Raw genomic sequence first — 12,804 nt, 5'->3', positions numbered from 1 at the left:
TGTACTGCGGGGGCTGGCTACGCTGGGTCGGTGCCCACCCTCACGCCGCGCGAGCGGCTCGCCGACGCCCGCCTGTACCTGTGCACCGACGCCCGGTCGTCCCCTGCCGACCTGGAGGACTTCCTGCACGCCGCCCTGCGCGGCGGCGTCGACGTCGTCCAGCTGCGGGACAAGTCGCTGGACGTGGCGCGCGAGCTCGAGCTGCAGGAGCTGGTGGCGCGTGTCGCCTCCGAGCACCAGGCGCTGTGGGCGGTCAACGACCGCTCGGACGTCGCGACGCTGACCGGGGCGCCGGTCGTGCACATGGGCCAGGGCGACCTGCCGACGCACGCCGTGCGGACCCTGCTCGGTGCGGAGCCGCTGCTCGGCCGCTCCACCCACTCCGCTGCCCAGGCGGCCGCCGCCGACGGCGACCCGGGGGTCGACTACTTCTGCGTGGGCCCGTTGTGGGCCACCCCCACGAAGCCGGGCCGCACCGCCGTCGGCCTCGACCTGCTGCGTCAGGTGGCGGCGTCAAGGCCGACATCCCCGTGGTTCGCCATCGGCGGCATCGACGCCGGGCGTCTGGACGCCGTGCTGGAAGCCGGGGCCGAACGGGTCGTCGTCGTGCGGGCGATCACCGAGGCCGCGGACCCCGAGCGGGCTGCCCGCGAGCTGCGCGAGCGCCTCCCGGCGACGGTCAGGACGGGGTGACCGGCTGGCGGATGATCGTGCGCATCCGCTCCGGGGCGACCCGGCGCGGGTCCGACAGGTAGATCTCGTGGTGCCGCCCGCGCAGTGCCAGGCCCTCGGCGGCGATGAAGGCGTGCAGCGCCTCGACGGTCGGCGCCTCGGTGGCGTACGGACCCCGGTGCAGCACCTGCGCCGCCTCGCCGTCACCGTAGTGCTCGTACCGCACCTGGTTCCCGGCGGGCAGCGCCCTCTCGCCGGTCACCCGTGCCACGAGCTCCGGGACGTCCAGCGCCGCCGAGGCGTCGGGCAGGCAGATCATCAGCGTCCAGAGCCAGTCGCCCTTGGCCTCGACGCTGAACCGGCTGATGTCGTCGGACCACCAGAGCCCCTCGAGCGGCATCACCGTGTACGCGTCGCCCGTCGCGTCCTTGATCGCGGACCGCACCGCGTAGGCGAGCGGGTACAGGGTCTCGACGCACCCGCGGTAGACGGGCGACGTGTTCGGGTCCCCCGCACCGTCGACGAGCAGATAAGGCCGCGGCGGCACCGCCACCCGGGACGGCGTCGTCCGTGCGGTGTAGTGCTCGCGGTAGGTCTTCTTCAGGTCGATGGAGGCCATGAGATCAGCCTTGCACCTACCCGGCCGGCAGTCCCGCGATCCCCGTACCCACCGGGTCGTCGTCGCCGCGAGCCTGGTGGTGCGAGGCACGCGCGCCGCCCGACATCTCGTCGCGCACCAGCCGCACCCACAGGGCCGCCGCGAACAGCCCGAAGACCCACCACTGCAGGGCGTAGAAGAAGTTCTGCAGGTTCACGTCCGTGCCGCCCTCCAGCACCGGGCGTGGCAACGGCGCAGGCCCGCCCTCGGCGGCAGCAGGCTGCACGGGTGTGGAGTCGGTGAGGACCACGTACGCCGTGTAGATCGGCCCGTCCCACGTGTTGGCCAGGGCGCTCGCGGCGATGTCCTGCGTCAGCGAAGGCCCGTCCGGGTTCTCCGGGACGGTCCCCGTGCGCACGGTGGACTCGGAGGCCTGCAACCAGCCGTGCAGCAGCACCTCGCCGGCGGGCACCTCCAGGGCAGCGTCCTGCGGTGTCGCCGAGTCGACCCAGCCGCGCACGACCGGGAGCACGGGGGGCCCGGACAGCGACGCCCACGACGCTCCGCCCCGGCCGTCGTCGGACACCCGCAGGGGGGTGAGCACGAGATAGCCGTCGACGCCGTCCAAGGACCGTCCGGCGACCAGCATCTGCCCGTCCGCCTCGTACGTGCCGGCGACCCCGACCTCGCGCCCGACCAGCTCGCCGGGGAACGAGGACTGCGGTGCGAGCACGTCGCCGAGGTCGACGGGTGCGGTAGCAGCCTGCTCGGCGGCCGCCTGCTCCGAGGCGAGGTTGGCCCGCTCGTACGCCCGGTCGATCTGCCAGACGCCGAGCCTCCCGCACACGGCCGCCGCGGCGAGGAAGACCAGCAGGATCGCGATCATGCGTGGCTGGCGAGCAACCGCCCAGAAGGAGCGGCGCACAGGCGGGGTCGGCACGAGGTCCACGGTATCCGGAGGCTGGGACGGACCAGGAATCCGGTGGTGAACATCACGCAGCGCCCCACGCTGCGCCAGGACCCACCGTGCGGTGGAATGAGGATCGAGCACGATCGTCCCGCCCTCTTCCTGCAGGAGCGTCAGATGAGCACCTCGACCACCGACTCCACGACCTGGCCTGCCACGGGTGTCGCGGAGCTCTCCGACACCGACGTCGAACGTCTCGACCAGTGGTGGCGCGCCGCCAACTACCTCTCGATCGGCCAGATCTATCTGCACGACAACCCTCTCCTGCGCGAGCCCCTGGACCGCGACCACGTCAAGCCGCGCCTGCTCGGCCACTGGGGCACGACGCCGGGCCTGAACTTCCTCTACGCCCACCTCAACCGAGTCATCCGCGAGCGCCGGCAGTCGACCGTCTACGTCGCCGGCCCCGGCCACGGCGGGCCCGGGCTGGTGGCGAACACCTACCTCGAAGGCACCTACTCCGAGATCTACAGCGACATCACCCAGGACGACGAGGGGATGCGGCGGCTCTTCAGGCAGTTCTCGTTCCCCGGCGGCATCCCGTCGCACGTCGCCCCGGAGACGCCCGGCTCGATCCACGAGGGTGGTGAGCTCGGGTACGCGCTCTCGCACGCCTACGGCGCCGCGTTCGACAATCCGGACCTGCTGGTGGCGGCCGTCGTGGGCGACGGCGAGGCGGAGACCGGGCCGCTGGCCACGAGCTGGCACTCGAACAAGTTCGTCAACGCCCGCACGGACGGTGTCGTCCTGCCGATCCTGCACCTCAACGGCTACAAGATCGCCAACCCGACCGTGCTCGCGCGCATCAGCGACGCCGAGCTGCGGGACCTCATGATCGGCTACGGGCACACGCCGTACTTCTTCACCGGCGGGTTCGACGGCGAGGACCATGCCGCGGTGCACCGCCGGTTCGCGACGCTGCTCGACGAGGTGCTCGACCACATCGCGCGGATCAAGGCGGAAGCCGAGGCGGGCAACGACGAACGCCCTGCCTGGCCGATGATCGTCTTCCGCACCCCCAAGGGCTGGACCTGCCCGCCCGAGATCGACGGGCACAAGACCGAGGACTCCTGGCGCGCCCACCAGGTGCCGCTCGCGAGCGCCCGGGACACGCCGGAGCACCTCGAGGTGCTCCGCGGCTGGCTGGAGTCGTACCGGGCGCACGAGCTGTTCGACTCCTCCGGCCGGCTGCGCGAGGAGATCGCCGAGCAGGCGCCGTCCGGTGACCTGCGGATGGGTGCCAACCCGCACGCCAACGGCGGCCTGCTCCTGCAGGACCTGCGGATGCCGGACTTCCGTGACTTCGCCGTCGACGTCCCCGAACCGGGGGCCACCATCGCGGAGTCCACCCGCGTGCTCGGCACCTGGCTCACCGAGGTCGTGCGCCGCAACCCTGACAACTTCCGGATCTTCGGGCCCGACGAGACGGCGTCGAACCGGCTGCAGGCCGTCTACGACGTTACCGACAAGCAGTGGAACGCGGACTTCTACGGGCCCGACGTCGATGAGCACCTCGCACGCGCCGGCCGCGTCATGGAGATGCTCAGCGAGCACCAGTGCCAGGGCTGGCTGGAGGGATATCTCCTGACCGGGCGGCACGGCCTGTTCACCAGCTACGAGGCGTTCATCCACATCGTCGACTCGATGTTCAACCAGCACGCCAAGTGGCTGAAGGTCACCAACCACATCCCGTGGCGCCGTCCGATCGCGTCCCTCAACTACCTGCTGTCGAGCCACGTGTGGCGCCAGGACCACAACGGGTTCTCCCACCAGGACCCGGGGTTCATCGACCACGTGGTCAACAAGAAGGCCGAGATCGTCCGGGTGTACCTGCCGCCGGACGCGAACACCCTGCTCAGCACCTACGACCACTGCCTGCGCAGCCGGCAGTACGTCAACGTGGTGGTGGCCGGCAAGCAGCCCGCACCGCAGTTCCTGCCCATGGACGACGCGATCGCCCACTGCACCCGGGGCCTGGGCATCTGGGAGTGGGCCGGTACGGAGGTCCCGGGCGAGGATCCTGACGTCGTGCTCGGGTGCGCGGGCGACGTCCCCACGCTCGAGGTGCTGGCCGCTGCCGACATCCTGCGCCGCGAGCTGCCCGACCTCAAGGTGCGGGTCGTCAACGTCGTGGACCTCATGCGCCTGCAGGACGCGCAGGAGCACCCGCACGGACTGTCGGACAAGGACTTCGACGGCCTCTTCACCCCGGACAGGCCGGTGATCTTCAACTACCACGGCTACCCGTGGCTCATCCACCGGCTCACGTACCGCCGCCGGAATCACCCCAACATCCACGTGCGGGGCTACAAGGAGGAGGGCACCACCACCACGCCGTTCGACATGGCGATGCTCAACGACATCGACCGGTACCACCTGGTGCTCGACGTCATCGACCGCGTGCCGGGCCTGGGCTCGAAGGTCGCGGGCCTGCGCCAGCGGATGGTGGACGCGCGCCTCGCGGCCCGGCAGTACACGCGCGAGCACGGCGAGGACATCCCCGCGGTGCGTGACTGGGTGTGGCCGGACGCCGGGCAGACGGCCACCCACGCGGCCGGTCCGATGTACGACGCCGCCACGGCCACCGGCGGGGACAACGAGTAGCATCACCAGCTGCGACGACCACCGCATCGCGCCGAGCAGCCTCCACCCTGCGCCTGGACGTCCCGGCGCAGGCGGCGCTGTTCCGTGGCGACCCGGACGCCACCCTCGCTCGGCTGGAACCGCCGGTGCTCATCGACGAGCGGCCGACGTCACGCCCAAGGATGCGCGGCATCTGTCGTGGCTGCGCGACCAGATCGGAGACAGCTTCCGTTGTGGTGTGGTCTTCCACACCGGCGATCTCACGTACAAGGTCTCCGACCGCATCTGGGCGGCGCCGATCGCAGCGATCTGGTCCTGAGCTCTGGGGTCGATGGCCGCGGACGCGACACGACCCCGGACAAGCGTGACGCACCTGACGCCCCGAATCGGTGCGTCGGCCGCCTCCTTGCGATGGAATGGACGTGACCACAGCCCGACGCGAGCGAACAGGCAGGCAGTGAGCACACGCAGCATCTACATCGCGTCCCCCGAGGGGGACACCGGCAAGTCCACGGTCGCGCTCGGCGTCCTCGACCTGCTGGTCCGGCAGGTGCAGCGGGTCGGGGTCTTCCGGGCCGTCTCCCGGGTCCCCGAGCGTCCCCGGCCCTCCGGACCGGCGGTGCGGGACCACGTCCTGGAGATGCTGCTCGCGCACGACGGCGTCGACCTGGACTACGCGGACGCCGTCGGGGTGACGTACGACGACGTCCACGCCGACCCGGAGGCGGCGCTGGCGCGGATCGTGGCGCGCTACCACGCCGTCGCCGGCCGGTGCGACGCCGTCGTCGTGCTCGGCACCGACTACACGGACGTCTCGGGGGCGACCGAGCTCGCGTTCAACGCCCGGGTGGCGGCCAACCTCGACGCCCCGGTGCTGCTGGTGGTCTCGGGCCGCGGCCGCGGGGTCGACGACGTCACGACGCTGGCGCGGCTGAGCCTCGCCGAGCTCCGGGCCAGCCATGCCCAGCCGATCGCCGTCGTGGTGAACCGGGCCGAGGAGGCCGTCACGGACGCCCCCGCGGCGGTCCGGCAGAGCGTCAGCGGGGAGGACCTGCCCACGTGGGTCATCCCTGAGGAGCCGTTCCTCGGGGCGCCGACGGTCGCCCAGCTGGCGGACGCGGTCGAGGGCACCCTGCTGCTCGGCGACCGCGACCTGCTCGCCCGCGAGGCGCTCGACGTGATCGTCGGTGCCATGACGTTCGAGCACATGCTCAGCCACCTCGCGGACGGCACCGTGGTCATCACCCCCGGTGACCGCACCGACGTCCTGCTCGGGCTGCTGTCCGTGCAGGCCGCACAGCGCTTCCCGTCGCTCGCCGGGCTGATCCTCACCGGCGGGTACCGGCCGTCGGGCAGGTCCGGGCAGCTCGCCGCCGCCCTCGAGCCGCACGTGCCGATCATCGCCACCGCGATGGACACCTACGAGGTGGCCGGGGTCGCCGCACGGACCCGGGGCGCGATGACCGCGGACGCGCAGCGCAAGCACGACGTCGCCCGTGCCATGTTCGAGCAGCGGGTCGACGGCGAGGAGCTGCTGGCCCGGCTCGCCGTCGAACGGACCCCCGTGGTCACCCCGCTGATGTTCGAGCACGAGCTGGTCGAGCGGGCCCGCGGGGACCGCCGTCGCGTGGTGCTGCCCGAGGGCGACGACGACCGGATCCTGCGGGCCGCCTCCACGGTGCTGGCCCGAGGGATCGCGGACCTGGTGATCCTCGGCGACGAGACCGCGATCCGGGCACGAGCCACCGAGCTCGGGCTGGACATCGACGCGGCGGTGGTCCTGGCGCCCACCGACACAGAGCACGTGGAACGGTTCGCCGCCGAGTACACCCGCCTGCGGGCGCACAAGGGCATGACGGTGGAGCGGGCGCGCGAGATCGTCACCGACGTGTCCTACTTCGGCACGATGATGGTCCACCTCGGGCTGGCCGACGGCATGGTCTCCGGCGCGGCCCACACCACCGCGCACACGATCCGGCCGTCGTTCGAGATCATCAAGACCATGCCGGGCGTCTCGGTGGTGTCCTCGGTGTTCCTCATGTGCCTGACCGACCGGGTGCTGGTCTACGGCGACTGCGCGGTCAACCCGGACCCGACGGCGGAGCAGCTCGCGGACATCGCCGTGTCCTCCGCGGCCACCGCCCAGCAGTTCGGGGTCCAGCCGCAGGTCGCCATGCTGTCCTACTCGACCGGCACCTCCGGCACGGGGGCCGACGTCGACAAGGTCCGCGCCGCCACCGACCTGGTCCGGGAACGGCACCCGGAGCTGAGCGTGGAGGGCCCGATCCAGTACGACGCCGCGGTGGACGTCTCGGTGGCGGCCTCCAAGCTGCCTGAGTCCTCGGTGGCGGGGCGCGCGAGCGTCTTCATCTTCCCGGACCTCAACACGGGCAACAACACCTACAAGGCGGTGCAGCGCTCGGCCGGTGCGGTCGCCGTCGGGCCGGTGCTGCAGGGTCTGAACAAGCCGGTCAACGACCTCTCCCGCGGCGCGCTGGTGGCGGACATCGTCAACACGGTGGCGATCACCGCGATCCAGGCGCAGTCCACCAGCACTTCCGCGAACGGAGCCCCCGCATGAGCATCGTCCCCGCGTCCGACCGCCCCAACCCGTACAGCGCCTACGGGGCGCACGGCTCGGTGCTGGTGCTCAACTCGGGGTCGTCGTCGCTGAAGTACCAGCTGGTCAACCCGGTCGGTGGCGAGGCGGTCGCGGCGGGCACGATCGAACGCATCGGCGAGTCGGGTGGCGGCTCGACCGGCATCGTGACGCACACGTTCGCGGGCAACCGCACCCGCCGCGAGCTCGAGGTGCCGGACCACGGCGAGGCGCTGCGGCTGGCCCTGGGGATGTTCGACGAGATCGGGCCGCGGCTGGCCGACGCCGGGATCTACGCCGTCGGGCACCGGGTGGTGCACGGCGGTGCGGAGTTCTCCGGGCCGGTGGTCGTGGACGACGGCGTCGTGGACCGGATCGAGGCGCTGGTCCCGCTCGCTCCCCTGCACAACCCGGCGAACGTCCAGGGCATCCGGGTGGCTCGCGAGCTGCTCGGGCAGGTGCCGCACGTCGCCGTCTTCGACACGGCGTTCTTCCAGTCCCTGCCCGCCCAGGCCTACACCTACGCCATCGACCGCGAGGTCGCCCGCGAGCACGACGTCCGCCGGTACGGCTTCCACGGCACCAGCCACCAGTACGTGGCGGGCAAGGTGGCCCGCGTGCTGGGCCGGCGGGTGCAGGACCTGAACACGATCGTGCTGCACCTGGGCAACGGGGCCTCCGCCTCGGCGGTGCGTGGCGGCGTCCCGATCGACACCTCCATGGGCCTGACCCCGCTCGAGGGCCTGGTCATGGGCACGCGGTCGGGCGACGTCGACCCCGCCGTCGTCTTCCACCTCGCGCGCAACGCCGGCATGAGCATCGACGAGCTCGACACGCTGCTCAACAAGCGCTCGGGCATGCTCGGACTGTCGGGCGTCAACGACTTCCGCGAGCTGCACCGGCTCATCGACGACGGCGACGAGGACGCGGCGCTGGCGTTCGACGTCTACGTCCACCGCCTGAAGAAGTACGTCGGCGCCTACGCCGCGCTACTGGGGCGGGTGGACGTGGTCGCGTTCACCGCGGGTGTCGGCGAGAACGACCCGGTGGTGCGGGCCGCCGTCTGCGCAGGCCTGGAGGGCTTCGGGATCGCCGTCGACGCCGACCGCAACGCGGCGCGCGGCGGGGAGCGGATCGTCTCGCCCGACTGGACGCCGACCCTGGTCATGGTGGTCCCCACCATGGAGGAGCTCGCGATCGCCCGCCAGTGCGTCGAGGCGGTCGACGGCCGGGAGCCGACGGCGGCGCTCACCACCGGCTGAGCCGCTCACCCCCGTGCGGCCGGGTCGCCGGTGCCGGGGGTCGAGGCGCCGGCCACGATGCTGCCCGGACTCTCGTCGGCGACCATCCGTATGCCCGGGTCAGAGAGTGCCCCTCGACGCTTTCCGCCCAGCGGGACGAGCTCCTGCGGTACGCGCGCCACTCACGCCAGGCGTGAAGTTCACGCGGAGCGTGAGTGGCGCACGCGAAAGACGCACAGATCCCGTGGCGCCGACACTCTTCGGATGCCTTCCGGTCTCCGCGGAGGCCCGCAAGGGCGGTCAGACCCCGCCGATCCCCCGGTGCACAGACCCGTGGCCGCGCGAGCCCGTGACTCCGCCTCAGGCTCAGGCGACGGCGAAGATCACCCCGGCGATCGCGAAGCCCATCACGCCGATCCCGGTCTCCATGACGGTCCAGGTCCGCAGGGTGGTGCGCACGTCCATGTCGAAGAACCGGCCGACCAGCCAGAAGCCCGAGTCGTTGACATGGCTGAGCACCACGGAACCGGCGGCCACGGCGAGCACGATCGCAGCGAGCTCGACCGGGTTGTAGCCACCCGCAGCGACGGCCGGGGCGATGAGCCCGGCCGCGGTCGTCAGGGCGACCGTCGCCGAACCCTGCGCCACGCGCAGCACCGCGGCGATCACGAACCCTGCCACGATGACCGGCATGCCCAGGTCGCCCAGCACGTCCGCCAGGGCGTCGCCGATGCCGGAGGCACGCAGCACGCCGCCGAACATGCCGCCCGCGCCGGTGATGAGGATGACCGACGCGACCGGTCCGAGCGCGGAGTCGAGAGTCTTCTCCAGGGCGGTGCCCCCGATCCCGCGCCGGCGACCGAGGGCCCACGCGGCGACGAGCAGGGTGATCAGCAGCGCGACGGGCGTGGAGCCGACGGCACCCGCCACGACCACCGCGGTGTGGTCGGCGTCGATCAGCTCGGCAGTGGCTGCAGTCTCCAGACCTGTGTTCGCGAAGATGAGCACCAGCGGCAGGAGCAGGATGCCGACGACGACGCCGAAGCGCGGCGGGTTCGCGGCCTGCGCCTCGTCGGCGCGACCGAGGATGTCCGGGACGGGCAGGGTGATCCGACGTCCGGCGAAACGTCCGAACAGGTAGGCGGTCACGTACCAGGTGGGGATCGCCACCACCAGGCCGAGCAGGATGACGATCCCGACGTTCGCCTCGAGGAACTCCGACGCGGCCACGGGTCCGGGGTGCGGGGGCACGTAGATGTGCATCGCGGAGAATGCACCGGCCACGGGAAGCCCGTACAGCAGGAGGGAGCCGCCCAGGCGCCGGGCGACGGCGAACACGATCGGGAGCATGACCACGAGGCCGGCGTCGAAGAAGATCGGAAAGCCGAAGATCAGCGAGGCGATGCCGAGCGCAAGGGGGGCGCGGCGCTCACCGAAGCGGGCGATGAGCACGTCGGTGAGGACCTTGGCGCCGCCGCTGGTCTCGACGAGCCGGCCGAGCATCGCGCCCAGCCCCACGAGCAGGGCGACGGCGGCCAGCGTCGAGCCGAAGCCGTCCAGCAGCACGTCCACGATGCCGCCGGTCGGCAGGCCCGCCGCCACGGCGGTCAGCAGGCTGACCACGATCAGGGCGACGAACGCGTGCAGGTGGACCTTCATGATGAGGAAGAGCAGCAGCGCGATAGCGACGGCCGCGATGACGAGCAGCGGTCCGGCGGTGAGGGTCTGTGTCCAGTCGTCAGGCGTCATGATGGGGTCCTCGTCGACGGTGGGGTGAAGTATCGCGCGACGACGTCGTCGACGATCTCCTCGGGCGGCGCGGCGACGTCGACGGTGAGTCCGTCCTCGTCGTCGTCCAGGGGCTCGAGGGTGGCGAGCTGCGAGGGCAGCAGCGAGGTGGGCATGAAGTGGCCGGACCGTCCCGTGATCCGCTCGGCGAGCATCTCGGGCGAACCGTGCAGGTGCAGGAACCTGACCCGTCCGCGCGCGGTGCGCAGCACGTCGCGGTAGGAGCGCTTGAGGGCGGAGCACGTCACGACGGTGGGACGCCCCGCGTCGGCCTCGGCCGTCAGCCAGTCGCGGATCGCCTCGAGCCACGGGGCCCGGTCGGCGTCCGTGAGCGGGGTGCCGGTGCTCATCTTGGCGATGTTCGCCTCGGAGTGGAACGTGTCGGCCTCGGCGTACTCGACGCCGATCCGCTCGGCCAGCATCCGGGCGACGGTGGTCTTGCCCGAGCCGGCGACCCCCATGACGACGGTGTGCGCGACATCGTGGACCGTCTCGTGGCGGGTGTTCTGCTCGCGACCCTGTTCAGCAGGTGTGACGTCGGTGTCCATCGGCTCGACTTCCGTGTCGGTGGTTCGGTCAGTCGAGGATGCCTCATTGGTAGCACCTTTGGCAAGCGAATGGTATGACCAATTGCGGACGGCGTAGGCCTCGGTAGGCTCGCCCCATGTCGAACCCCGCGCTGCACAGCGCCGTCCTCGACGCCGTCGGGCGGGCCGTCACCAGCGGCGACATCGCCCCCGGTACCCCGCTGACCCTCGAGAAGATCGGAACACAGCACGAGGTCTCTCGCACCGTGGCCCGTGAGGTCATGCGCTTGCTGGAAGGGCTCGGGCTGGTGCGGTCCCGTCGCCGCGTCGGGCTCGTCGTGCTGCCCATGACCGAGTGGAACGTGCTGGACCCGCGGGTGATCCGCTGGCGGCTCGCCGGCCCCGGGCGTGACGACCAGCTGCGCACCCTCACCGAGCTGCGCCACGCCGTCGAGCCCCTCGCGGCCGCCGGTGCGGCGCGGCACGCGACCCCCGAGGAGCGCGCCGAGCTCGTCGACCTCGCCGCCCGCATGCGGGTGCTCGGCGCGCGCGGCGACCTCACCGAGTTCCTCGCCCTCGACATCCGGATGCACCAGCTCCTGCTGCAGGCGAGCGGGAACGAGATGTTCGGCGCGCTGGCCGGCGTCGTCGCGGAGGTGCTCACCGGCCGTACCCACCTCGGCCTCATGCCCGCCGCGCCCGTCCCGGAGGCGCTCGACCAGCACGAGGCCGTCGCGCACGCGGTGGCCGACGGCGACGCCCCCGCCGCCGAGGCCGCGATGGCCGCGCTCGTCCGCGAGGTGCGCGCGGCGCTCGACGCGGCGACCTCGCACGACGGCACCTCCCCATGACCGTCCTCGTCGACCCGCCCGCCTGGCCCGCGCACGACCACCTCTGGTCGCACCTGGTCTCCGACTCCTCGTTGCACGAGCTGCGGACGTTCGCCCGCGCCGCCGGCGTCCCCGACCGCGCCTTCGACCTCGACCACTACGACGTCCCCGCCGAACGTTACGACGAGCTGGTCGCCGCCGGGGCGACCCCCGTCGACGGCGGCACCCTGGCCCGGCGACTCGCGGCCTCCGGACTGCGGGTGTCCGGCCACGAGCGACGGCGGGCGAAGCGCCCGGTGCTGCTGGACCGTTGGGCACGGCTGTGGCCGGACGCCGGCCCCGCCACGCACGCACCGTCGACCACGGTCCACGCCGTCGGCGAGGAGGTCGTCGACCGGTGGCGCGAACCCCACCGCGTCTACCACGGGCGGCTCCACCTGGCCGACGCCCTCGATGCCCTGCCGCTCCTGCTCACCCGCCGCGAGGAGGCAGGGTGGCGTGCCGCGGTCGCTCTCTGGTTCCACGACGCGGTGCACGACGGCGCCACCCCGGACGACGAGCAACGCTCGGCCGCGCTCACCCGTGCCCTCCTGGAGCCCCTCGCGGAACGCGGACGTCTCACCAGCCCGGACCTCGCGGAGATCGAACGGCTCGTGCTGCTCACCGCCGGCCACGACCCCGACCCGGGCGACCTCGCGGGATGCCTGGTCAGCGACGCCGACCTCGCCGTGCTCGGCGCCGACCCGGTGCGCTACGGCCGCTACGTGGCCCAGGTCCGCGCCGAGTACGGGCACGTCCCCGACCCGGACTTCCGGTCCGGGCGAGGCGCGGTGCTCGAACAGCTCCTCACGCTGCACTCCGGGCCGGGGCTGTACCGCACGCCGGCAGGGCGGCACCGCTGGGGTGACCGGGCCGAGCAGAACCTGCGCGCCGAGCTCGCCGCGCTGGACGACCGGCGCTGAAACCACCGGGGCGAACCACCCGGCGGACACCCCCGCG

General features: G+C 72.3%; 10 protein-coding genes. 6 read left to right on the top strand and 4 right to left on the bottom strand.

Features of this window, described 5'->3' with window-relative positions; all coding sequences use genetic code 11:
* Positions 1-30: 30 nt before the first annotated feature.
* Complete coding sequence (gene thiE, locus PZC42_RS04155) at positions 31-693, top strand: thiamine phosphate synthase (protein WP_277208703.1); 663 nt, start codon at positions 31-33, stop codon at positions 691-693.
* Here the strand turns inward: thiE and PZC42_RS04150 are convergent.
* Positions 680-1,291, bottom strand: coding sequence for a GyrI-like domain-containing protein (locus PZC42_RS04150; protein WP_277208701.1), 612 nt, complete (start codon positions 1,289-1,291; stop codon positions 680-682). The genes thiE and PZC42_RS04150 overlap by 14 nt on opposite strands.
* A gap of 16 nt (positions 1,292-1,307) precedes the next feature.
* On the bottom strand, positions 1,308-2,210 hold the full coding sequence (locus PZC42_RS04145) for an SURF1 family protein (protein WP_277208700.1): 903 nt from the start codon (positions 2,208-2,210) through the stop codon (positions 1,308-1,310).
* 144 nt (positions 2,211-2,354) lie between these two features.
* Between PZC42_RS04145 and PZC42_RS04140 the strand changes: the two genes are divergently transcribed.
* From PZC42_RS04140 to PZC42_RS04130, 3 genes are all read left to right on the top strand, one after another.
* Positions 2,355-4,841 (top strand): phosphoketolase family protein, encoded by a 2,487-nt coding sequence (locus tag PZC42_RS04140; protein ID WP_277208698.1) that lies wholly within the window; start codon positions 2,355-2,357, stop codon positions 4,839-4,841.
* A 436-nt stretch (positions 4,842-5,277) separates the two neighbouring features.
* Complete coding sequence (pta, locus tag PZC42_RS04135) at positions 5,278-7,401, top strand: phosphate acetyltransferase (protein ID WP_277208696.1); 2,124 nt, start codon at positions 5,278-5,280, stop codon at positions 7,399-7,401.
* Positions 7,398-8,681 carry an acetate/propionate family kinase gene (locus PZC42_RS04130; protein ID WP_277208695.1) on the top strand — a complete coding sequence of 428 codons (1,284 nt, stop codon included), beginning with the start codon at positions 7,398-7,400 and terminating at the stop codon, positions 8,679-8,681. Before pta ends, PZC42_RS04130 begins: the two co-directional genes overlap by 4 nt.
* A 345-nt stretch (positions 8,682-9,026) precedes the next feature.
* Here the strand turns inward: PZC42_RS04130 and PZC42_RS04125 are convergent, their stop codons facing one another.
* The gene (locus PZC42_RS04125; RefSeq protein ID WP_277208694.1) at positions 9,027-10,409 is read right to left on the bottom strand and encodes a GntP family permease; all 1,383 of its coding nucleotides are present in this window, start codon (positions 10,407-10,409) and stop codon (positions 9,027-9,029) included.
* Entirely contained in the window at positions 10,406-10,909 is a 504-nt protein-coding gene (locus PZC42_RS04120; RefSeq protein ID WP_277209281.1) for a gluconokinase, read from the bottom strand. Before PZC42_RS04120 ends, PZC42_RS04125 begins: the two co-directional genes overlap by 4 nt.
* 203 nt (positions 10,910-11,112) lie before the next feature.
* Here PZC42_RS04120 and PZC42_RS04115 point away from each other — a divergent pair, with 203 nt between their 5' ends.
* On the top strand, positions 11,113-11,826 hold the full coding sequence (locus PZC42_RS04115) for a FadR/GntR family transcriptional regulator (RefSeq protein ID WP_277208693.1): 714 nt from the start codon (positions 11,113-11,115) through the stop codon (positions 11,824-11,826).
* Positions 11,823-12,767, top strand: a complete 945-nt coding sequence (locus PZC42_RS04110) for a DUF4031 domain-containing protein (RefSeq protein WP_277208692.1) — start codon at positions 11,823-11,825, stop codon at positions 12,765-12,767. Before PZC42_RS04115 ends, PZC42_RS04110 begins: the two co-directional genes overlap by 4 nt.
* Positions 12,768-12,804: the final 37 nt, after the last annotated feature.

It is taken from the genome of Isoptericola croceus (assembly GCF_029382255.1).
Taxonomy (GTDB): domain Bacteria; phylum Actinomycetota; class Actinomycetes; order Actinomycetales; family Cellulomonadaceae; genus Isoptericola; species Isoptericola croceus.
The sequence above is the reverse complement of the archived record's forward strand: the minus strand, read 5'-3'. Positions and strand labels throughout refer to the sequence as shown.

Bases quoted from the DNA above. Each gene is read 5' to 3' on its own strand.
- PZC42_RS04140 (WP_277208698.1), top strand. From the start codon at position 2,355: ATGAGCACCTCGACCACCGACTCCACGACCTGGCCTGCCACGGGTGTC.
- PZC42_RS04120 (WP_277209281.1), bottom strand. From the start codon at position 10,909: ATGGGGGTCGCCGGCTCGGGCAAGACCACCGTCGCCCGGATGCTGGCC.
- PZC42_RS04130 (WP_277208695.1), top strand. From the start codon at position 7,398: ATGAGCATCGTCCCCGCGTCCGACCGCCCCAACCCGTACAGCGCCTAC.
- PZC42_RS04115 (WP_277208693.1), top strand. From the start codon at position 11,113: ATGTCGAACCCCGCGCTGCACAGCGCCGTCCTCGACGCCGTCGGGCGG.
- PZC42_RS04125 (WP_277208694.1), bottom strand. From the start codon at position 10,409: ATGACGCCTGACGACTGGACACAGACCCTCACCGCCGGACCGCTGCTC.
- PZC42_RS04110 (WP_277208692.1), top strand. From the start codon at position 11,823: ATGACCGTCCTCGTCGACCCGCCCGCCTGGCCCGCGCACGACCACCTC.
- PZC42_RS04150 (WP_277208701.1), bottom strand. From the start codon at position 1,291: ATGGCCTCCATCGACCTGAAGAAGACCTACCGCGAGCACTACACCGCA.